We start from the raw sequence: 19,707 nt of genomic DNA on the forward strand, positions 1-19,707 counted from the left end.
CGGAGATTTCCATGGCGCGTGGCGGCACCCTAATCAAGCAGGTTATGGGCGAGATCCAGGGGCGGATTGCGGCGCGCACGGCCTTGCCTGGCGCCCGGCTGCCTTCGGTAAGAGTGCAGGCCAAGACGCTGGACGTGTCGGTGTCCACGGTGGTGGAAGCCTACGAGCGGCTGGCGGCCGAGGGCGTGCTGGTGTCGCGTCCCGGCTCCGGCTTTTATGTGGCCGGGCAGGTGGCACCGCTGACGCTGACCGAGATGGGACCAAAGCTGGACCGGGAGGTCGATCCGCTGTGGGTTTCGCGCCAGTCGCTGGCGGCGGACGCGGACAGCTTGCGGCCGGGTTGCGGATGGCTGCCGGTCAGCTGGATGTATGAAGACGGGTTGCGGCGCGCCATGCGCGGCATGGCGCGGGCCGAAACCGCGGAACTGACCGAGTATGGAACGCCGTTGGGCCATGCGCCTTTGAGGCAGTTATTGGCGCGGCGCATGGCGGGCATGGGGATAGAGGCCGGGCCCGAGCAGATCATGCTGACCGATTCGGGAACGCAGTCCATCGACCTGATCCTGCGCTTCCTGCTGGAGCCTGGGGACACGGTGCTGGTGGACGATCCCTGCTATTTCAACTTCCATGCGCTGCTGAAGGCGCATCGCGTCAAGGCGGTGGGAGTGCCGTACACGCCGAACGGGCCGGACCTCGGAGCGTTCGAAGCGGCGCTGCGCGAGCATTCCCCGCGGCTCTACATCACGAACTCCGGCATACACAATCCGACGGGGGCGACCTTGTCGCCCCTGGTTGCGCACCGTCTGTTGAAGCTGGCGGACGATTCCGAGCTGGTGATCGTCGAAGACGATATCTTCGCGGATTTCGAGAACACGCCCGCGCCGCGGCTGGCCGCGTTCGATGGGCTGTCGCGGGTCATACATATCGGCAGCTTCTCGAAGACGGTGTCGGCGTCGGTGCGCTGCGGCTACATCGCGGTGCGGTCCGACTGGGTGGAAAGCCTGACCGACCTGAAAGTCGCCACGACTTTTGGCAGCAGCCGGCTGGCGGCCGACGTCATTTTCAGAACCTTGACGGGCAGCGGCTACCGTCGGCATATGGAGTTGACCCGGCTGCGTCTGGCGCAGCAGATGGACAAGACCGCCGCCAAGCTGCAGAAGCTGGGCATCAAGCCCTGGTTGACGCCCCGGGCGGGCATGTTTCTGTGGTGCCGCCTGCCCGAAGGCAAGGACGCGGCTACCGTGGCCCGCCTGTGCCTGAAGGAAGGGGTGTTGGTGGCGCCGGGGAATGCGTTCAGCCAGTCGCTGGCAGCTGGGGATTTCCTGCGGTTCAACGTTGCGCAGTCCACGGACGAGCGGATATTCACGGTGCTGGCCAAGGCCTTGAACGCCGCTTGATGCGTCCTGTCTATCCCGGTTTGCCGCGCGCCACGGGGGGCTACGCAATCCAGCGGCGCGCGGGCCGCCGGATCGTGCGTACTTGCGACTACAAGTAGGCGAGGGTGATGATGTAGCCCTGGGCATCTTTCTGCCCGGTCTGTCGCGCCTTGAGGGACACGGGTTGCACGTCGACCTGCACGCGGCTGGCGTTTACCCCGTAGCGGTAGGCCGGCTTGCCGGCGGCGCGGGCGCGTTCAGCGTCGCATTCCACGCGCACGGCGACCCGTTTGGGTTGAATCTGCGGCGTGCATGATGCCGCCTCGACGATGGCCCCGTGGAAATAGATGGTTCCATCCGCGGCGTGGGCTGCGGGCAGGACGCTGGACGCACACAGCAAAAGCAGGGAAAGGCGATATTGGAGCTTGGACATGACAGCAACTCCTTGCGACTGGAAACGGAGGGGATGGCTATGTCTGTCTTCACTTCTTTAACGGCAGCCGGCGGCGAAAGTTAATCGCAATCCGTTATCGGGCCGTGTTCGCTTGGGCGAGCCCATGTATGGCTTGCTGCTGCAGCGCGGGCGCGTCCGTCCGCAGGGCGATATGCGGCCGTGGCGGAACGTTCGCGGCTGGACTGCGTCTTGTGAGGAGAGGGTCGGCTCGCTACGCGAATGCCGGGAGGATTATGGGCGGCATCGTGGGCTCCTTTGATCGCGCCTTGCGGAGCGCGGTGATGGTCAGGGACCAGGAACGGACTGTCGGCCAAGATGAAATGCGTGATTTCATTGTCGCAGGTCGCGGGGAAAAATCAATACCTGGCGCTCGATGCACATGCGATCACTATCTTCCGGATTCTGGCGACGGGGTGTTTCGCCCCGTCTTGAAAGCTTGCTGCAGACGCGTCCGGCGCAGCTTCAGTAAACTCCGGGCTGCCGCGCGGCGTCCACCGCCGCTTTCATGTTCGCTCATCTCCATGACTGCTTCCGACACGACATTCGCCGCCGCGCTTCGTACTCCCGTCACCACTGCCGACGATCTGGACCCGCTGGATCAGTTCTTCCAGCGCCCCGAGGTCAGCGCCTTTCTTGCCAGGGCCCGCGAACCTGGGCAGGCCGACGCCAGTCTGCGGATCTGCGCCGACCTGCTGCCGACGCTGCACCCCGGTCGCGCCGCCGCGTTGGCCTTGATGTGCGGCTCGCTGGTGGAGGATGGCGCCGATCCGGCAATACTCTTTGCCGTCCTGCAAGACTTGCTGCGGCAGTGGCTGCGCACCCTGAGTCCGTATTGCGCGCAGGAGGTCGAGGATGACGACGATGAGGTGGAGGAGGCCGACCGACAGGCCTGGCAGGACGCCAGGTCGCGCATGGCCGACGTACCCGAAGACCGGCGCTGGGAGGTGGAGGCCTTGCACCAGGCGGCGGACCTGCTGGTGCTGCCGATGATGACCATGGTCCTGCGCGATCGCCGCAATCACGCCGCCCTGGTGTCCGACGCGGAATTGATGGCGCTGCTGCATCCCATGGCCACCAGCAACGACAGCCTGCCCTTCGAGAATCTGCATTATCTGTGGCTGGCCTCGCAGCTGGGTTACGAGGATGAACTGGTGGTGCTGCTGCCGGCTTCCATGACAGGCTTCATTGCCAGGGCGCATGCCGTGAACAACAACTTCCACGCATTCACGTTGCTGCAGATCATCATCGGCGAGCATGCGCAGGCGCTGGGCGTGAAGCGCGAGATCGCGCCGCGCGAACCGGATCAGGACGGCGATACCGCTGATTTCCAATGGCTGCAGGCCGACGCCTATGCCAATGGCGCGCTGATCGACGCCATGCGCTACGCGTGGGGCGAGGCGGCGCTGCGCCACAACGCCTCACGCCACGGCAGGCGCGTGCTGATCGCGCTGGAAACGGACGAAGGCATGAAACGCAATTGGTCCGGGTTCAACGGCGCCATGCACGAGGCGCAGCAGCCGTCCATGACATTCACGCGCTATCTCACGCGTGAAGAGGTGGCTTCGTACCTGGCTTGAGCCGGCGCGGACGGGGCCGCATGCCGAAAGGTATAGTCAAAGGCTCCCCATCCAACAGGAGCGCCACATGCAGACCAATGAAATCCATCGCGGCCGGCTGATCGACCACATCCAGCTGGTGGTGCGGGACCTGGCGGCCAGCCAGCGGTTTTATCAAGCGGTTTTCGATGCGTTGAAGGTACCGATGGGCGGCACGGGCGACGGCTATTTCTGGGCCGACGAACTGTTCGTGTCCACGCCCGACAGCAAGGCCGCGGCGGGGCAACTGACCGGACGCCATCATCTTGCGTTCCAGGCGCAGGACCAGGCCATGGTCGATGCCTTCTACAAGGCGGCGCTGGCCCATGGCGGCAAGGACAACGGCGCGCCGGGTTTCCGGGACTACCACCCGGGGTATTACGGCGCCTTCGTACTGGATCCGGATGGCAACAACATCGAGGCCGTGTTCCACGGCGAGGCGCGGCGCAGCGCGCCCTCGGTCAAAGTGACGTTCTGAGCCGCGCGCCGTCCCGTGGTCACACCCCCAGATAGGCGCGGCGCAGCCCTTCATCGGCCAGAAGTTCGGCGCCGGGCCCCGACATGACGATCTCGCCGTGTTCCAGCACATAGCCGCGCGCGGCCATGCTGAGCGAGCGGTGCACGTCCTGCTCCACCAGCAGAATGGTGATGCCGCGCGCGTTGATGAGCGGCAGCTTGTCGAAGATGTCCTTGACCATGATGGGTGCCAGTCCGATGGACGGCTCGTCCAGCAGCAGGAGCTTGGGCGAGGTCATCAGCGCGCGGCCGATGGCCAGCATCTGCTGCTCGCCGCCGCTGAACGAGCGGGCGAGCTGGCGGCGGCGTTCTCGCAGGCGCGGGAACAGTTGATAGACCCAGTCCAGGTTGTCGCGGCTGCGGCGCTTGTCGCGCAACACGTCGGCGCCGACCAGCAGATTGTCCTCGACGTCCATGTGGCCGAACAGGCGGCGGCCTTCCATGACCTGGGCCATGCCCAGGCGCGCCACCAGGTGCGCGGGCAGGCCGCTGATGCGCTCGCCCAGGAAGCGGACCTCGCCGGCCAGCGCGGGCAGGGAGCCCATGACGGTGCGGATCAGCGTGCTCTTGCCGGCGCCGTTGGCGCCAACCAGGCTGACGATCTCGCCTTCGCCCACGTGCAGGTCCACGCCGCGCAGCACCTGTACGTCGCCGTAGCCGGCGTCCAATTGGCGGATTTCGAGCATCAGGCGGCCTCCCCGAGATAGGCGCGCACCACCTGCGGATCGCGGGCGACCTGCTGCGGCAGACCGTCGGCGATCTTGCGCCCCTGCTGGATGACGACGATGCGGTCGGATAGTTGCATGATGGCTTTCATATTGTGTTCGATCACCAGGACGCTGATGCCGTCGCCGCGCAACGACAGGATCAGCGCCACCATTTCCTCGGTCTCCACCGGCGTCAGGCCCGCCATCACTTCGTCCAGCAGTAGCAGACGAGGCTGGGTAGCCAGGGCCTTTGCGACTTCCAGGCGCTTGCGGCCCGACAGGGTGAGGGTGCGTGCGATTTGGTGCTCGCGTCCGGCCAGGCCGACGCGGGCCAGCACGGCTTGGGCGATTTCCTCGGCCTGGGCTGGCGCGCGGTGGCGCAGGAAGGCGCCGATCATGGCGTTCTCCAGCACCGTCATGTCGCCGAATGGCTTCACGATCTGGAACGTGCGTGCGAGTCCAGCGGCGCAGATGCGCGCCGGGTCCTGGCCGTTGATGCGGGCGCCGTTGAAGCGGATGTCGCCGCTGCTGGGTGGCACGAAGCCGGAGGCCATGGCGAATAGCGTGGTCTTGCCGGCGCCGTTGGGACCGATCAGGCCGACGATCTCGTCGGCGCCGACGGCGAAGCTGACCTCGTCGGAGGCTCGTACGCCGCCGAAATTTCGGCTGACATTATGGAATTCGAGCAGGTTCATCGCGTGCCTCCCATTGCGGGGCCGGCCGCCTTGGCAGGCGCGCCGGCGGCGCGCACAGGCGCTTTGGCGCGGCGGGACAGTATCGCCATCAGTCCTCGCGGCTCCCAGCGGATAACGATCATCAGCAAGAGGCCATACAGCATCATGTCGGCTCCCACCATGCCCCCGGTCAGCGAGCGCGCCAGTTCTTCGCCAGGCAACAACAGCAGCGCGCCCAGCACCGGCCCCCAGAGCGTGCCGCGTCCGCCGATGATGCAGACCACGGCAATGACGACGCTGAGATTGGCGCCGAACACCTTGTCCGGGCTGATGTAGAGCACGAACTGTGCATAGAAGGTGCCGCCCAGTGCCGTCATGGCCGCGCTCAGCATGGCCGCGGTGAGCTTGTAGCGGCGCACGGGCACGCCCAGCGCCATTGCCGCGTCCTGGTCGTTGCGCACGGCCGTCAGGCAGTAGCCGAAACGGCTGCGCAGCACGTGGCGGTTGATCAGCAACGCGGCGATGGTAAAGGCCAGCGCCACAATGTAGTAATAGGCCTTGCCGGTATGCTGGAAGTACAGCGGCGCGTCGCGCAGCAAAGTAACCTCCATGCCGCGCGGCCCGCCCAGCAGGGTATCGGCGTTTTCCACCAGGGTCTTGAGCACCATGCATGAGGCGATCGTGGCCAGCGCGAAGTAGGCGCCGCGCAATTGCAGGCAGGACAACCCCACGATCAGCGCCGCTCCCATGGCCACGGCGGCGCCGGCCCACATGCCTAGCCAGGGGCTGATGCCCAGGTTCACGAACAGCCAGGTCGAGGTATAGGCGCCCAGCCCGAAGTACGCGGCATGGCCCAGCGAGAGCTGGCCGGCAATGCCGCCCAGGATGTTCCACGACAGCGCCAGATAGGCGTACAGCAGCGTCATGGCGCCTACCGACAGCAGGTATTGGTTGCCGCTGGCCAGCGGCAGCAGCGCCAACAGGCCCAGCGCGGCGATGCCGGCGGCCGAAGTCTTTGTGGTCTTGGCCATTATTCGTTCTCCACGCCGAACAGCCCGCTGGGCCGGAAATACATGGTGGCGAGAAACAGCAGGAAGATGAGCGCCTCGGCGTAAGTGATGGGAATCAGCTGGCTGCCGACCGATTCCAGCACGCCGACCAGGATGCCGCCCCAGAACGCGCCGGCCACCGAACCGATGCCGCCCAGCACGACGATGACGAAGGCGCGCAGGCCGAAGATGTCGCCGACGAAGGGGTTGACCGGATAGAGCGGCAGCAGCAGCGCGCCGGCCGCGCCCAGCACCAGCAGGCCGATGGCGAACGACAGCCGGTAGACGCGGGCGCTGTCTATGCCCAACACGCTGGCGGCTTCGCGGTCCTGACCGGTGGCGCGGATGGCGCGGCCGGTGCGCGTGTGACGCAGGAACAGCACCAGGGCTGCCGTGATCAGGCAGGCGAAGAACAGGCCGGCGATCTGCGGATAGGTAAAGATCAGGTCGCCGGGCATCCAGACCTCGTTGGCCCAGGGCGCGTCGATGGTGCGGCTGTCGGGACCGGCCAGCGCCAGAAAGGCGTTGTCCAGGAAGATCCACAGGCCGGTGGTGAAGATCAGTACGCCGATCGGCTCGCGCGAGTTTTCCTTGCGGTAGATGCCGTCGAGCAGCCAGCGCTGGCAGGCATAGCCGACGACGAACAGCGCCGCCGCCGTGAGCGGCATGGCGGCCAGCGGGTGCAGGCCGAAATGGCTGGTGAGCGCGAAGCAGACGTACATGGACATCATCAGAAAGGCGCCGTGGGCGAAATTGATGATCTTCATGACGCCGAACTGCAGGCTGAGGCCTAGCGCGATCAGGCCGTAGACGGCACCGCTGGCGATACCGCCCAACAGCGCCTGGAGTAGGGTATTGGTCAAGGGGAAGCTCCTAGCGATAACGGGGCGCCAGCGCCACGCGCGGGGCGTGGCGCGGCGGCGCCGGGTCGGTCAGGGCTGGGCGGCGGGCCAGACCATCTTGTAGGACTTGGAAGCCAGGTTTTCCGGCCACACGGTGCGGTACTGGCCGTCGGGCGTGATCTGCTGCATGACGTAGCGCTTCTCGGGGTTCTGGCCCTTGGCGTCGATCACGATGTCATAGCCCACCAGCTTGTTCAGGTCAGTGCCTTGCATCCTGGTCTGGGCCAGGGCGTCGCGGATGGCCTCGGGATCGGCGCGGCCGGCGCGCTCCAGCGCGTCCTTGATGACCCAGACCGCGGCGTAGGCGCTGACCGACAGTTCGTTGGGATCGACCTTGTAGGCGGCGACGAAATCGTCCCAGAACTTCTGGGCGAACGGCGTGGTGATGGACGACTCGTAGCCGGCCCAGCCGTTGGTGGTGTAGACATTGCCGGCGATTTCCTTGCCGACCAGCGGAATGAAGGTGCTGTCGATCTGGCCGGCCGCGCTGCCGACGTAGGTCGAGCCGACCCGCATTTGCGCCAGCAGCTTGTGCAGTTGCACCGCGTCGGCGCCATAGGAGGTTACGGTGACGACATCAGGCTTCTTGCCCTTGATCTTCAGCACCAGCGGACGCAGGTCGGGCGAGTTGGGCGGGTATCCCTCGTCCAGCACCAGATCGATGCCGGCTGCCTTGAACTTGGCGCGCAGCGTGTTGGCCATGTCCTGGCCCCAATCGGTGTTCTCATAGACCATGGCGACGGTCTTGGCTGGCTTGCCGGTGGTCTTGCCCGCGTATTGAATGAAGTCGGCCATGCTCTCGGCATTGCCCGATGCCGGGATCTGCGTGGGACGGAATACGTACTTGAAGCCGCGCTCGGTGATGTCGGCCTTGGCAGCCAGGTCCACTACCCACGGCACCCGATTCTTTTCCGCGACGGCCGTGGCGGGGAAGGTCACGCCGCTTTGGAACGCGCCCAGCAGCACCGGGGTCTTCTCGCGGGTAATCAGGCGTTCGACCTCGGTCATGGCGACCTTGGCGTCGCCCCGGGTGTCCACTTCGACCAGTTGCAATTGCGCCCCGCCCAGCGCCTTGATGCCGCCGGCGTCGTTGATGTGCTTGACGGCCAGATGCGTGGCGCGCGACATATCCTTGCCGATGGAGGCTGTGGCGCTGCCCGATAGCGGAATCAGATAGCCGATCTTCACCGGGTCGGCGGCCATGGCGGCGCCGTGGACCAGCAGGGTGGCGCCGGCGGCGGCGAAGAGATGCCGCAGGACGGAGGGGCGATAGGGAAAGCTCGTGCTCATGAGAATTTGTCTCCAGTATTTTTTGTGATTAGTGTGTGCCGCGTTGGCGTCAGTCTGGCGGCCCCGCGCCCAGAGCCGCGTGCGTCGCGCGCACCAGGCGGTGCGCGCGTTCATCGAGCAGCACGGTGCGGCCCATGCGGTTCATGGTGTAGGCAAAGGAAAGCCGGCGCTGCGGCCAGGCGAAAGCCAACGATCCGCCGGCGCCCGTGTGGCCGTAGGCCTCGCTGCCGAAGCAGGCGCTGTCCAGGCCCTGTGCACGGTTGTCCATCTGGCGCATGAAGCCGCTGGCGTAGCGCGTAGGCACGCGCAGGCAGGCGTCGTCGTCCGTGCGCGCCGACAGGGCGGTGGCCGCGGCCAGCGTGTCCTCGCGCAGCAGGCGCACGCCGCCGCGCGCGCCGCCCAGCGCCAGCGTGCCGTACAGGCGGGCCAGACTGCGCGCATTGCCGATTCCGCCCGCCGCGCACAGCCCGGCTGCACGGCCCGCGCGGCTGTTGAAGCCGGAAGGGCGCCAGCCGCCGGTATTCTTGGCGTATAGCGCGGTGGGGCTTGCGGGCTCATCCTTCAGTGACTGTTCGAAGGGACTGAACGGCGCTTGCGGCGCCGGCGGCGGCACGATGGGCGCTACCCGCGCTTCCTCGGTTGCCGGCAGGCCTATCCAGAAGTCCAGGTCCAGCGGCTGCGCGATATGGCGGCGGAAAAACTCGCCCGGCATGCAGCCGCCCAGCCTGCGCACCAATTCGCCGACCAGCCAGCCGTAGGTCAGGCCGTGGTAAGCCACCCGTTCGCCCGGGGTCCAGAAAGGCGCGGCGGCGGCCAGCCGGCCAGCCATGCCTTCCCAGTCGAAGGCGGCGTCCGCGGGCAAGGGTTCACGCAGCGCGGGCAAGCCTGCGGTGTGGTTGAGCAGCATGCGCGGGGTGGTGCCGGCCTTGCCCGCTGCGGCGTATTCGGGCCAGTAGCGGATGACAGGCGCGTCCAGGTCCAGTTCGCCGGCTTCGGCCAGCATGTGGGCGCAGAGCGCCGTGGCTGGCTTGGTGTTGGAGAACACGATACAGACGGTGTTGCGTTGCCAGGGCCGGCTGTGGTCCGTGTCGGCCCATCCGGCCCACAGGTCGACCACCGGATTGCCGTCGACCTCGATGGCGACGGACGCGCCCAGCTCGCCGCCGTCCTGGAAGTTGCGCGCGAACGCGGCGCGTACCGGTTCGAAGGCGGGATCGCAGTAGCCGTGGATGGCCGGGGGCGCGGTTGCTGGCGCCTGGGGCGAGGTCGCGGCGCCCATGTCAGCGCGTCAACGGCGCGCGTGCGCCGTAGCCCAGCAGATAGCGCGCATCGTGGGACAACGCGGCCGCGACGCCTGCGGGCAGGGTGCTGGTGAAGTCGGCGAAGCCGCGCAGCCAGGACACGTTGTAGTTGCAGAGTATGGCGCGGCGCTCGCGGTCGGTATGGTTCGGGCCGGAGCGGTGCCAGGTATTGGACAGCCAGATGGCGACCGAGCCGGCGGGCGCGGTCAGCGTGACCTCGCCGTCCAGCGGGCCGCTGCCCCAGGGCGGCGACTTGCGCAGCTTGTGGCTGCGCGGCATGACGCGCGTGGCGCCGTTGTCGGCGGTGAAGTCGTCCAGCATCCAGACGTTCTGCAGCGTCAGCGGAAACTCCGGCAGCGGCTCGGCGATCTGGCCCAGCGGCGCGTCCACGTGCCAGGCGCCGCCGCCCGTGCCGGGGCCGATGCTGGTGGCCTGGAAGTCGTGCAGGTTGCAGTCCTGGCCCATTACGCTGCGCACCATCGGCAGCACCACCGGGTGCTCGATCAGCGGGATCATGTCGGGCGCCTTGTTCAGCAGGTTCCAGACGCGTTGCGACTTGTCGTCGTCGAACAGGGTGGGCAAGTGCAGGAAGTTCTTCGACACTTTGTTGATGGGTACCGGCCAGCGCGTGTTTTCGTTGTCGCGGCGGTACTGGTGCACGCGCGCCACCATGCGCTGCGCTTCCATGTCGCTCACCGTGTAGTGGCGCTTATAGTAGGCCAGGATGTCGTCATCGTCTTCGTGCCGTTCGTCGTCCAGCGGGAACGGATCGGCGCGTTCGGCGGCCATCAGGCTGGCGACGCGCTCGCGCGCCTGTTCCAGTTGCGCGGCGTCCAGCACGTTTTCAATGACGGCGTAACCTTCTTCGGCGAGCTGGCGTTGCAGCGCCTGCAGATCGAGTTGCTTCATGTTCCTCCCCTTGTGTTGAATGTCACTGCGAAATCGGACCGGGCGCGGCCACGGGGGCCAGTGCGCCGCGTGCGAGCTTGCCGATGCTGGTGCGCGGCAGGGCTTCCGCCGCGCCTATGCGGCGCGGCACTTTGTAGCCGGCCAGATGTGCGGCGCAATGGGCTTGCAGGGCGTCGGGGTCCAGGCGCTGGCCCGGCGCGGGCGTGACCCATGCGTGCACCACCTGTCCCAGCCGCTCGTCGGCCACGCCGAAGGCGGCAGCTTCGCCGACCTCGGGGCGCGACAGCAGCACCTGCTCCACTTCCAGCGGATAGACCTTGAAACCACCCACGTTGATGCAGTCGTGCCGCCTGCCTTGCAGGTGGAGATAGCCTTCGTCATCCAGGACCGCGACGTCGCCGGTGTAGAACCAGCCCGCGCGCAGCGCCTGCGCGGGCTGGCGGTAACCGGCCATCACGTGCGGACCTCGCACGCGGATCTCGCCGGGCTGGCCGGGCGGCAGAGGCCGGTCGCCATGGTCCAGATCCACCACCTGCAGCTCGCCGCCCGGAACCGGCAGACCCACGGAACCTGGCTTGCACGGGCGGTGCATGGGGTTGAACGCCAGACAAGGGCCGGCTTCGCTCATGCCGTAGCCTTCGTAGATGGGACACCCCGCGCGCTGCTCGAAGCGCGCCAGGGTTTCGCGCGGCAGCGGCGCCGCGCCGGAGAAGCAGGCGCGCAGGCTGGCCATGCGTTCTGGACTGAGAGCGGGGTTCAGCAGCAAGTCGTGGAAGATGGCAGGCGCGCCCGGCAGCAGCGTGACGCGATGGGCGGCGATGGCGTCTATCGTGCGGGCGGCATCGAAGCGCCGCATCACCACCAGTTCGCCCCGGGCATGCAGGCTGAGGTAGAGCGACATGGCGACCGCCGACACGTGGAATAGCGGCATTACGCAGAGCACTACCTCCGATTCGCGCCGCGTCGGCAGCCAGGCTTCGCGCTGCGCGATGTTGTAGGCGATCTGCCGGTGCAGGATGTTCACACCCTTGGGGCGTCCGGTGGTGCCGCCGGTGTATTGCAGCGTGGCCAGGTCTTCGTGCCGGGGCAGGTCTTCGGGCAGGGCGCAGGCCTGCGGCAGCATCTCCAGCAGGCCGGCGCCGTTGCCTATACGGAGTATGGCGCCGGCATCCAGGCCGGGACACAGGGCGTGCAGGTCCAGCTTTACGCTGTCGTCGTGCAGCAGCATGCAAGGCGCGGCGTCGTGCAGCATGTAGGCCAGTTCGCGTTCGCGGTAGCCGGGATTCAACGGTACGGCCTGCGCGCGCAGCGCGTGCACGGCAAAGGTGGCGACGGCCAGGTCCAGCGAGTTCTGCATCAGCAGCGCCACCCGGTCGCCGGGCCGCACGCGCTCGCCCAGGCGGCGCGCCAATGCGCCGGCCAGGCCGGCGTATTGCGCGTAGTTCAGGCGTACGCCTTCGAAGAACAGCGCGGGCAGATCGGGCGTTTCGCGGGCGGCGTCGCGCAGCAGATGGATCACCGAGTCCGGGACGGCGGGCAGGGCGGGGGAGTTCATGTCTTGCGCTCGGCGGCCTTGCGGGCGGCCTTGGCGTCGCTGGCCTGCCATACCGTGGGCCGGCCTGCCCCGCCCAACAGGGTAATGGGGTCGGCGTTGTCGATGTGGCCGTACTGCCCCTTGTAGATGCTGTAGCCGCACAATTCCTGCAGGCGGCGCGGAAAGCTTCGCGCCACCTCGGCCGGAATGCCGAGTTGCAGGTTTTCCTGTTGCCGCATCCAGCCGGCGCAGTAGTAGCACGACAGGGCGTAGCGGCGCGCATTGCTGTTGTTGGCGCCGCCCTTGTGCCACAGTGCGCTGTCGAACAGCATGACGCTGCCTGCCTTCATGGTGGCTTGCACCGTGTCTATATCCTGCGCGCCATAGGGCGGCGACGAATCGTAGCGATGACTGCCCGGCACGATGTGGGTGGCGCCGTTCTCGGCCGTGAAATCGCTCAAGGCCCAGATGGCGTTGACCGCCAGCGGCGGGCGCGGGCGCGGCATGGCCAGCTGCTGAGTGTCTTCGTGCAACGGCTGGGCGCCTTGTCCTGGCGCCAGCGTCAGCGAGCACAGCGACGACAGCAGCAGCTCACGGTCCAGCAGGCGTTCGGCCAGGCCCAGCACGTCGGGCTGCAGCGGCACGTCCCAGAAGCGCGGATCGTAGACCAGCAGGTTGTTGATGCGCACCGTCTTGCGGCCTTCGAACGAGGTCTGGGCATAACCGAGGTTATGCTCGGCCTCGATCCGGATCAGGGCTTCCTGCAGCTGGCTGACCTGCTCGGGAGGGATGATCCCGGGCAGCACCACGAAGCCGTCGCGTTCAAAGGCTGCGATCCGCTCGTCGAGCGGTTCGGGCGTGGACATCTCTTGTCTCCTGATGGGGCCTGGATCGGCGTCCGGCGGTATAGGTCTGTGCGTATAATCGGCCGGTAGTCTTCGCCCTGCCAGCGCGTAGCGTCCACGGCAGTGGCGCAAAGCGTCCATCCCCTAGAAGATGGCGGCCCCGTCGGCATGATCCGGTACTCAAGATGAGCGCGCAGGCCTACCACCACACCACCGATGTCATAGCGCCGCAGGATCAGTTCGCGTATTGGCGCGATGCGATCTGCGATGCCTACGTGCCGCTCGAACCCGAGCGCGACGCCGCGCGCAGCTTTCGCGGCCAGATCGACGGCCTGTTGCTGCCGGATCTGCACGGCTCGACCATTACTGCCCAGTCCCATGTGGTCAGGCTGTCCGCAGCCGGTCTCTCGGCCCGCACGCAATCTCCGTTCTTCGCCAATTTGCTGTGTGCGGGCGAGGCTCTGGTCTCGCAGGACGGAAGCGCCATGCGCGCGCAGGCCGGCGACGTTTATGTGGTGGATTGCGCGTCGCCCTGGGAAGTCGACTTCCGCACCGATTTCCGCATGTTCTGCATCGAAATCCCGGAAGGCCTCCTGCGGCCGCAACTGGGCCGCCGCGGACGGCTGGCCACGCCGGTGCTGGACGGAAGTTCAGGGGCGGGGCGGGTGCTGGCCAGCTACATGCGCCTGGTCAGCGAATTGCCGGCAAACGAGTTGCAGCAGGTGCAGGCGCTGATGGTCAGGCATTGCGGCGAACTGCTGTCGCGGACCCAGCTCGAAGGGGCGGATGCCGGCGCGCAGATCGCCGAACGGGTGCGCCATGAAGTCCTGGACCGCATTCTGGCGCTGGTGCAGCGCCGTCTGGCCGACCCTGGCCTGACGCCGGTCTCGGCCAGCGAGGAACTAGGCATCTCCCGCAGCTATCTGTTCAAGATCATGGCCGAGCATGGTTTGAGCTTTAGCGCCCACGTGCGGCAGTGCCGGCTGGAGAAATGCCGCCAGGCCATCGAAACCCAGCCTGGCCGCTCCATCGCGGACATCGCCGCCAGCTGGGGATTCGAGGAAGTTTCCACATTCAATCGGGCGTACCGCGCGCACTATGGCCGCTCGCCAGGCAGCGAGCGCGGCGGTGCGCCCTCGCGGGCAGGATAGCGGCGCATCACCACTTGCTCTGGCCCTGCGGCTGCTGCATCTGTGGGGAGTTTGCCGGCCTGACCGTGTCCACATACTTCCTGTAGGCGGCGACGTATTCGGGGCTGTTGATGTCCGGGGTGCTGTCGCTGTCCCAGTTTCTTTCAACGCCGGATTGCTTCCAGGCTGCCAGGTCGCGTTCGACCTGATCGCGGCTGAGTTGGACGTCCGACGGGGGCGCAGCGGTGGTGGGGGCGACGGCCGTTTGCGCGACGACGGGGCCGGAGAGCAGGGCGCAGGCCGCCAGGACGACGGGGATCATGGCGCGGACGGTTAGGGCAGTTTTCATGAAATGCTCCTGATGACGTGAGTGACCGCAGCATTGGAAACCGGTGTCCATGGGGGCTTGCGGCAATGCAGCCCGGGGCAGGGACAGCTGCGCTACCGGATTGGCGCATTGATGTTCTTCTTGGGCAGGCCGGCCCGGCCCGCGGCGGGCGCGGACACGCACCTGGCGCCTTTGCGCTGCCAGGTTTACGACTCGGGCCGGAGAGGACGTCCGGGCCTCATGCCTTCGTGCTCATCGTAGGACGGTGCGAGTAGGCGCCACATACTCAATATTGGGTACGTCGTGCCGGCGGCGCACGCTCACAGCAGCGAGGCGAGCCTGACCAGTTCGGACTGGCGGTTGCATTCCATCTTGTTGAGCAGGGATGCGACCTGTTTACGCACGGTCAGCACCGAGGCATGGCGCAGCGTGGCGACTTCCTCCACGCTATGTCCCATCGCAAGTCCGGCCAGCACCGCGGCTTCCGCGTGCGTGATGGCGAACACGGCTTCCAGCCTGTCGACGTCGGGTTGGGCGAAGGCGCTCTTTCTGCGCATGCGCACCAGCAGCATGCGGTTGCCGATCAGGCTCAGCGCTTGCGGGGCCGCGCTGATGTCGATCCAGGTCAATTCGCCCCATCCGGCGGCGGCCGCCAGCGACCGCGCCTTGCCGTCGCGCGCGACCGCCTGGCAATACGCGTCGAACAAGGCCTGTATCTTGGCGTCGGGATGGCGCAGCTTGCCGCCGCGCACGTTCCAGCCGTGGCCGTCGTCCAGATAGCGCGTGGCCAGGGCAGACTTCATGTTCACCATCGCGTCGCGGCTGACCAGCAGCACGGCCTCGCCCACGTCCGAGAGCGCGCTATCGATGGCTGTCCAGCCGATGGCGAGCATCTTTTCGCGCTGGGCCAACCGGTTCTTCAGCAGGCGGAAGTACTGGGCGATGTCGCCGGACTGGAGCCGTTCGCTGGCCTTGTCGTCCACGGTCGAGCGTTGAAAGGCGATGGCGGCGCGCAGCTTGGCGCTGGATTCGATCACCAGGCACAGGACTTGCGCCATGCGGTGCTTGAGCATGAAGTCCGTGTAGAACTCGGAACACTGCAGCTGCTTGTGGCCGCACATGCTGGCGGTATCCAGCCAAGTGCCTACGGGCAGCAGCCGCGAGTCCTGTTCGACGATGTCGCAGCTGTAGTAGTGGTTGCGGTAGTCCGTGGCGGCGGCTTCGGGAAAGCTTACGGTGGACAGGTCCAGCAGCTTGTGACGGGCATCGAAGACGATCAAGGTGCCGCTGTCCGCGCCCACCATGTCGCGGGCGGTCAGCAGGATGTCGCGCCAGGGCGGATCGGGATCCGCCAGACGGTCCAGGGCTTCGATCGCGCGCCGGACGGCAATCTGGTGTTCAGCCATTTCGTGCCTCCAACTCTGGTTCAGACGCAAACGCTGTCACGCATCACAGATCGTTGTAGAGGTGGCTCCGGCCAGATCGGGGGAGCGCTGCGCGGCCATGGTTTGCCGGCGTGGGGGAGGTTGGCCTGCCTGGATTGTCGGCGGCGCTGCCACAAGGAAATTATCCTCGCAAAATCCCGGGGCGGATGAAAAAAATAGGCGCTCCGTCCGGACAAGAGGGGCCGGATCCGGAGGTGGTATCGACGTACCGGGGCATTCTTACCAGTATGCGCCGCCTGGCGGCGTCAGGGTTGCGCGCCGCCGCCGGGCGGACGGATCGCCGCGCGCCACAGATCCAGGAAATGCCGCTTCTTGAGCGCATCCAGATACACCAGCAGCCCTACGCCCAGTCCAACCGGCCGCACGCCCGCTTCCGGGTTGGCCGAAGCGCCCACCGGCCGCATGCCCGATTGCCGCGCGACCATTTCCTGGCCCCGCGGCGACAGCAGATAGTCCAGGAACATCGCGCCCAGATCCGCCCGCGACGCCTGCTTGGGGATGATGGCGGAACGCGACAGCATCAGCGTGTAGTCCTGCGGATAGACGATGGCCAGCGGCGCGCCCTGGTCGATGCGATGCCGGGTATAGGACTCCAGCAGGTTGTAGGCCAGCGTTATCTCGCCGCGTTCGAGCTTGTCCAGCGCGTCTTCGGTGGACGCATGCACGGCGACGCGGTTGCGGCCCAGTTCGGCCAGCAGCGCGCCGGCCATGCTGTCCAGCCGCGTGTCCTGCGTGGCCGCCAGGTAGCCGATGCCGCTGCCCTCGACATCGTAGGTGGAGATGGCGCCGGCCAGGGGCTGGTCCGGCGCCTGCAGCAGGGACAGCAGTTCGCGCCGGGTGCGCGGCGCCCGCGCGGGCGCGAGCTTGCGGGTGTTGTAGACCATGACGATGGGATCGGTGCCGATGCTGAAGACCTCGTCGCGCCAGTTGGCCCAGGCCGGCAGGGCGCGGGTCTCCGGCGAGATGTGGGGTTGCGCGTAGCCGTCGTTGACCAGCTTGGTCTGCAGGTCCATGGCGCTGCTGATGACGATGTCGGGCCCGGACCGGGTGGTGGCCGCCGGCGTGGCGCGGGAGACCGTCCCGGCATACAGCTCCTGCGTGGACAGCTCGGTGTACTCCAGGCGCAGGCCGGGGTTGAGCCTGCTGAAGTCTTCCAGCACGCCGCGGAACACCTGCACGCTGTTGGAGGCATGCACGACCAATACGTTCCTGCTGTCGGCGGGTCCCAGCGTCAGGCCGCCGGCGCTGGTTTCCGCGGCGTTGCCGGCAGCAAAGGGCAGCAGCGCGGCCAGCGCCGCCAGCAGGCGCAGGGGTTTCAGGAGATCAAGCTTCATGGGGTCGGGGCGGCAGCGTGACCACGGCGTCCAGGCCGCCGCCCACGCGGTTGCTCAGGGCCAGCCGGCCCTGATGGATGTCGACCACGCGCTTGATGATGGACAGGCCCAGCCCGGCGCCGGGCGCGCGCGGGTTGGGGCCGCGCACGAAGCGCTCGAAGGCGGCGTTGGCCAGCGCCGGGGGAATGCCTGGACCCTGGTCGGATACGGATATGCGCCAGCCTGCGTCCTGCGGCTCCAGCCGCACGTCGATGTGGCCCTCTTCCGTGGCGCCGTGGCGCAGGGCGTTGTCGATGAGGTTCTTGAAGGCTTCGCGCAGCATCAGGCTGTCGCCCAGCACGGTGGGGGGACTGCCGGGCGCCGTAACGGGCAGATGCAGGCGCACATCGGGTTGGGGATCGGCTTGCGGGACCGTGTCATACACCGCCTGGCGCAGCAGCTCGGCCAGGTCCACCGGCTGGAACTGGCGCACGTTGCTGCGGTGGATGACGCTGGCGTCGCTCAGCAGCTGGTTCACCAGGCGCGAGAGTTTCTCGGCGTTGCGCAGCACGGCCAGCAGGCTGCGACGTTGTTCGGCGGGGTCCTCCTCGTCCAACGCCACTTCCATCTGCGCGTGCAGCGCGGCCAGCGGCGTGCGCAGCTGATGGGCGGCCTCGGCGATGAAGAGGCGCAGGGTGTCGAGGTTTTCCGACAGGCGCGCCATGAAGCCGTCAAGCGAGTGCACCAGCGTGTCGAGTTCCTCGGGCACGGGAGCGGCGATGGGATGCAGGTCCGACGCGTTGCGGACAGCCAGTTCGCGTTCGATGCGGCGGATGGGCGACAGCGACCGCAGCAGGCCCCAGTAGGCCAGCGCAAGCGCCGCGGCGGTAAAGCCGATCAGCGCCAGCGTGCCTTGCCACAAGATGCCCGCCGCCAGCGCGTTGCGCGCTTCGCGGGTCTGCGCGACCTGGATGAGGGCGGTCTCGGCATTGCGGGGACCGGCGATCTTGCGTTCCATCCAGGCGATGCGCACCGGTTCGCCCTGGTAGCTGGCGTCGTACAGCCGGGGCGAATAAGCAGAGCCGTCGTTGCCGCGGCCGGGCGGCGCGGGCAGATTCGCGTAGCCGGAAATCAGCGCGCCGCCGGCGTCGCCGACGCGATAGAACACGCGGTCGCGCGGCGCCTGTTCCAGCAGCGCCAGCGAGGCGTAGGGCATATCCATGCGCCACTCGCCCTGCACCAGCTGCAGGCTGTCGGCGATGGACAGCACCGAGGCACGCAGCAACTGGTCGTAGGTGGTGTCGGCAGTCTGATTGGCGTAGCCGCGCACCAGCAGGTAGAGCGTGGCCAGGGCGGCGACGAACAGCGCCAGCAGCATGGCCAGCAGGCGGCGCTTGATCGAGATGCGGCCCTGCGCGGCGGCGGGCCTGGCGGATTCACTCCCGGCCGGGGCCGGACGCGGCGGAGCTGTCGTGGTCATCGGTGGCGGTCAGGAGGTAGCCGGTGCCGCGCTGCGTTTCGATGCGCAGCGGCGAACCTTCGAGCTTGCGGCGCAGCCGGGCGATATAGACCTCGATGGCGTTGGGCGCGGCGTCGTCGTCGAACGCGAACAGCTTGTTGGCGATTTCGGTCTTGCTGACGGCGCGGTTCATGCCGGCCAGCAGGATTTCCAGCAGGCTGTATTCACGCTTGGGCAGTTCGATGCGCTGGCCGGCCAGCGTGACCTGGCGCGCGGCGCTGTCGATGATGAGTTCGCCAAAGCGCAGCACGCCGGCGGCCTGGGCGCTGGGACGGCGCAGCAGGGCGCGGCAACGGGCTTCCAGTTCGCGGAAATCGAAGGGCTTGGCCAGGTAGTCGTCGGCGCCGGTATCCAGGGCGTGGACGCGGTCTTCGATGTCGATGCGGGCGGTCAGCGCCAGCACGGGCGTCTTGCTGCCGCGGTCGCGCAGGCGGTGCAGGATGTCGAAGCCCGACATGCGGGGCAGGCCGATGTCCAGGATGACGAGGTCGAAGGTTTCGTATTGCAGCACGCCGTCAGCGCTGAGGCCGTCGTTCTGGCAGTCGACCGCATGGCCGAGACGGCGCAGCCGGCGCACGAGTGCGTCGGCCAGGTCCGCGTCGTCTTCGATCACCAATATGCGCATAGGGGCGATTGTCGCATGAGGGGGATGTGGACCCCCACGCCGCACTCGCTGCGCTCGCTTGCTGCCCCCCGAGGGGGCGCCTTCCGCCTTGGGGCGGCCCGGCGGCGGAAGGGATGGACCCCCACGCCGCACTCGCTGCGCTCGCTTGCTGCCCCCGAGGGGCGCCTTCCGCCTTGGGGCGGCCTCACACCGCAC

At 67.3% G+C, this 19,707-nt stretch carries 19 protein-coding genes; 4 read left to right on the top strand and 15 right to left on the bottom strand.

Annotated elements, in window-relative coordinates:
- The first annotated feature begins 11 nt into the window (after window positions 1–11).
- Window positions 12–1,397: a PLP-dependent aminotransferase family protein gene (locus N5C88_RS20275; RefSeq protein ID WP_280016097.1), complete on the top strand. Its 1,386-nt coding sequence runs from the start codon at window positions 12–14 to the stop codon at window positions 1,395–1,397.
- Window positions 1,398–1,485: 88 nt separating this feature from the next.
- Here the strand turns inward: N5C88_RS20275 and N5C88_RS20280 are convergent, their stop codons facing one another.
- A complete protein-coding gene (locus N5C88_RS20280; RefSeq protein ID WP_059375158.1) occupies window positions 1,486–1,809 on the bottom strand; it encodes a hypothetical protein in 324 nt (107 codons plus the stop codon).
- Window positions 1,810–2,351: 542 nt separating this feature from the next.
- On the opposite strand from N5C88_RS20280, the gene N5C88_RS20285 reads away from it, so the two are divergent.
- Window positions 2,352–3,407 (top strand): hypothetical protein, encoded by a 1,056-nt coding sequence (locus N5C88_RS20285; RefSeq protein ID WP_280016098.1) that lies wholly within the window; start codon window positions 2,352–2,354, stop codon window positions 3,405–3,407.
- 67 nt (window positions 3,408–3,474) lie between these two features.
- Window positions 3,475–3,903, top strand: coding sequence for a VOC family protein (locus N5C88_RS20290; protein ID WP_059375152.1), 429 nt, complete (start codon window positions 3,475–3,477; stop codon window positions 3,901–3,903).
- Window positions 3,904–3,922: 19 nt separating this feature from the next.
- Here the strand turns inward: N5C88_RS20290 and N5C88_RS20295 are convergent, their stop codons facing one another.
- The 9 genes from N5C88_RS20295 to N5C88_RS20335 form a co-directional block, all read right to left on the bottom strand.
- Entirely contained in the window at window positions 3,923–4,627 is a 705-nt protein-coding gene (locus N5C88_RS20295) for an ABC transporter ATP-binding protein (RefSeq protein WP_059375149.1), read from the bottom strand.
- The gene (locus N5C88_RS20300) at window positions 4,627–5,343 is read right to left on the bottom strand and encodes an ABC transporter ATP-binding protein (protein WP_059375147.1); all 717 of its coding nucleotides are present in this window, start codon (window positions 5,341–5,343) and stop codon (window positions 4,627–4,629) included. Before N5C88_RS20300 ends, N5C88_RS20295 begins: the two co-directional genes overlap by 1 nt.
- Complete coding sequence (locus tag N5C88_RS20305) at window positions 5,340–6,353, bottom strand: branched-chain amino acid ABC transporter permease (protein WP_280016100.1); 1,014 nt, start codon at window positions 6,351–6,353, stop codon at window positions 5,340–5,342. Before N5C88_RS20305 ends, N5C88_RS20300 begins: the two co-directional genes overlap by 4 nt.
- Complete coding sequence (locus N5C88_RS20310; RefSeq protein WP_059375141.1) at window positions 6,353–7,234, bottom strand: branched-chain amino acid ABC transporter permease; 882 nt, start codon at window positions 7,232–7,234, stop codon at window positions 6,353–6,355. The genes N5C88_RS20305 and N5C88_RS20310 overlap by 1 nt, the downstream gene beginning before the upstream one ends.
- Before the next feature lie 69 nt (window positions 7,235–7,303).
- Entirely contained in the window at window positions 7,304–8,563 is a 1,260-nt protein-coding gene (locus N5C88_RS20315; RefSeq protein WP_059375137.1) for an ABC transporter substrate-binding protein, read from the bottom strand.
- 49 nt (window positions 8,564–8,612) lie between these two features.
- Window positions 8,613–9,842 (bottom strand): serine hydrolase, encoded by a 1,230-nt coding sequence (locus N5C88_RS20320; protein WP_280016101.1) that lies wholly within the window; start codon window positions 9,840–9,842, stop codon window positions 8,613–8,615.
- Window position 9,843: 1 nt separating this feature from the next.
- Window positions 9,844–10,773 carry a phytanoyl-CoA dioxygenase family protein gene (locus N5C88_RS20325; RefSeq protein ID WP_059375132.1) on the bottom strand — a complete coding sequence of 310 codons (930 nt, stop codon included), beginning with the start codon at window positions 10,771–10,773 and terminating at the stop codon, window positions 9,844–9,846.
- Between the two features lie 22 nt (window positions 10,774–10,795).
- Window positions 10,796–12,328 carry an AMP-binding protein gene (locus tag N5C88_RS20330; protein WP_165867784.1) on the bottom strand — a complete coding sequence of 511 codons (1,533 nt, stop codon included), beginning with the start codon at window positions 12,326–12,328 and terminating at the stop codon, window positions 10,796–10,798.
- A complete protein-coding gene (locus N5C88_RS20335) occupies window positions 12,325–13,173 on the bottom strand; it encodes a phytanoyl-CoA dioxygenase family protein (RefSeq protein WP_280016102.1) in 849 nt (282 codons plus the stop codon). The genes N5C88_RS20330 and N5C88_RS20335 overlap by 4 nt, the downstream gene beginning before the upstream one ends.
- Before the next feature lie 164 nt (window positions 13,174–13,337).
- On the opposite strand from N5C88_RS20335, the gene N5C88_RS20340 reads away from it, so the two are divergent.
- Entirely contained in the window at window positions 13,338–14,303 is a 966-nt protein-coding gene (locus N5C88_RS20340; protein WP_280016103.1) for a helix-turn-helix domain-containing protein, read from the top strand.
- 7 nt (window positions 14,304–14,310) lie between these two features.
- Here the strand turns inward: N5C88_RS20340 and N5C88_RS20345 are convergent, their stop codons facing one another.
- From N5C88_RS20345 to N5C88_RS20365, 5 genes are all read right to left on the bottom strand, one after another.
- Entirely contained in the window at window positions 14,311–14,631 is a 321-nt protein-coding gene (locus N5C88_RS20345; protein ID WP_280016104.1) for a DUF4148 domain-containing protein, read from the bottom strand.
- 299 nt (window positions 14,632–14,930) lie between these two features.
- Window positions 14,931–16,016, bottom strand: a complete 1,086-nt coding sequence (locus N5C88_RS20350; RefSeq protein ID WP_280016105.1) for a LuxR family transcriptional regulator — start codon at window positions 16,014–16,016, stop codon at window positions 14,931–14,933.
- Window positions 16,017–16,300: 284 nt separating this feature from the next.
- A complete protein-coding gene (locus tag N5C88_RS20355) occupies window positions 16,301–17,389 on the bottom strand; it encodes an ABC transporter substrate-binding protein (RefSeq protein WP_280016106.1) in 1,089 nt (362 codons plus the stop codon).
- Window positions 17,379–18,848 carry a sensor histidine kinase gene (locus N5C88_RS20360; RefSeq protein WP_280016107.1) on the bottom strand — a complete coding sequence of 490 codons (1,470 nt, stop codon included), beginning with the start codon at window positions 18,846–18,848 and terminating at the stop codon, window positions 17,379–17,381. The genes N5C88_RS20355 and N5C88_RS20360 overlap by 11 nt, the downstream gene beginning before the upstream one ends.
- On the bottom strand, window positions 18,805–19,512 hold the full coding sequence (locus N5C88_RS20365; RefSeq protein ID WP_280016108.1) for a response regulator transcription factor: 708 nt from the start codon (window positions 19,510–19,512) through the stop codon (window positions 18,805–18,807). The genes N5C88_RS20360 and N5C88_RS20365 overlap by 44 nt, the downstream gene beginning before the upstream one ends.
- Window positions 19,513–19,707: the final 195 nt, after the last annotated feature.

Origin of the sequence: Achromobacter sp. GD03932, assembly GCF_029839485.1 — a bacterium.
Taxonomy (GTDB): Bacteria; Pseudomonadota; Gammaproteobacteria; order Burkholderiales; family Burkholderiaceae_B; genus Achromobacter; species Achromobacter bronchisepticus_A.

Bases quoted from the DNA above. Each gene is read 5' to 3' on its own strand.
- N5C88_RS20330 (WP_165867784.1), bottom strand. From the start codon at position 12,328: ATGAACTCCCCCGCCCTGCCCGCCGTCCCGGACTCGGTGATCCATCTG.
- N5C88_RS20360 (WP_280016107.1), bottom strand. From the start codon at position 18,848: ATGACCACGACAGCTCCGCCGCGTCCGGCCCCGGCCGGGAGTGAATCC.
- N5C88_RS20280 (WP_059375158.1), bottom strand. From the start codon at position 1,809: ATGTCCAAGCTCCAATATCGCCTTTCCCTGCTTTTGCTGTGTGCGTCC.
- N5C88_RS20340 (WP_280016103.1), top strand. From the start codon at position 13,338: ATGAGCGCGCAGGCCTACCACCACACCACCGATGTCATAGCGCCGCAG.
- N5C88_RS20290 (WP_059375152.1), top strand. From the start codon at position 3,475: ATGCAGACCAATGAAATCCATCGCGGCCGGCTGATCGACCACATCCAG.
- N5C88_RS20305 (WP_280016100.1), bottom strand. From the start codon at position 6,353: ATGGCCAAGACCACAAAGACTTCGGCCGCCGGCATCGCCGCGCTGGGC.
- N5C88_RS20335 (WP_280016102.1), bottom strand. From the start codon at position 13,173: ATGTCCACGCCCGAACCGCTCGACGAGCGGATCGCAGCCTTTGAACGC.
- N5C88_RS20350 (WP_280016105.1), bottom strand. From the start codon at position 16,016: ATGGCTGAACACCAGATTGCCGTCCGGCGCGCGATCGAAGCCCTGGAC.
- N5C88_RS20365 (WP_280016108.1), bottom strand. From the start codon at position 19,512: ATGCGCATATTGGTGATCGAAGACGACGCGGACCTGGCCGACGCACTC.
- N5C88_RS20355 (WP_280016106.1), bottom strand. From the start codon at position 17,389: ATGAAGCTTGATCTCCTGAAACCCCTGCGCCTGCTGGCGGCGCTGGCC.
- N5C88_RS20285 (WP_280016098.1), top strand. From the start codon at position 2,352: ATGACTGCTTCCGACACGACATTCGCCGCCGCGCTTCGTACTCCCGTC.
- N5C88_RS20275 (WP_280016097.1), top strand. From the start codon at position 12: ATGGCGCGTGGCGGCACCCTAATCAAGCAGGTTATGGGCGAGATCCAG.
- N5C88_RS20300 (WP_059375147.1), bottom strand. From the start codon at position 5,343: ATGAACCTGCTCGAATTCCATAATGTCAGCCGAAATTTCGGCGGCGTA.
- N5C88_RS20295 (WP_059375149.1), bottom strand. From the start codon at position 4,627: ATGCTCGAAATCCGCCAATTGGACGCCGGCTACGGCGACGTACAGGTG.
- N5C88_RS20345 (WP_280016104.1), bottom strand. From the start codon at position 14,631: ATGAAAACTGCCCTAACCGTCCGCGCCATGATCCCCGTCGTCCTGGCG.
- N5C88_RS20320 (WP_280016101.1), bottom strand. From the start codon at position 9,842: ATGGGCGCCGCGACCTCGCCCCAGGCGCCAGCAACCGCGCCCCCGGCC.
- N5C88_RS20315 (WP_059375137.1), bottom strand. From the start codon at position 8,563: ATGAGCACGAGCTTTCCCTATCGCCCCTCCGTCCTGCGGCATCTCTTC.
- N5C88_RS20325 (WP_059375132.1), bottom strand. From the start codon at position 10,773: ATGAAGCAACTCGATCTGCAGGCGCTGCAACGCCAGCTCGCCGAAGAA.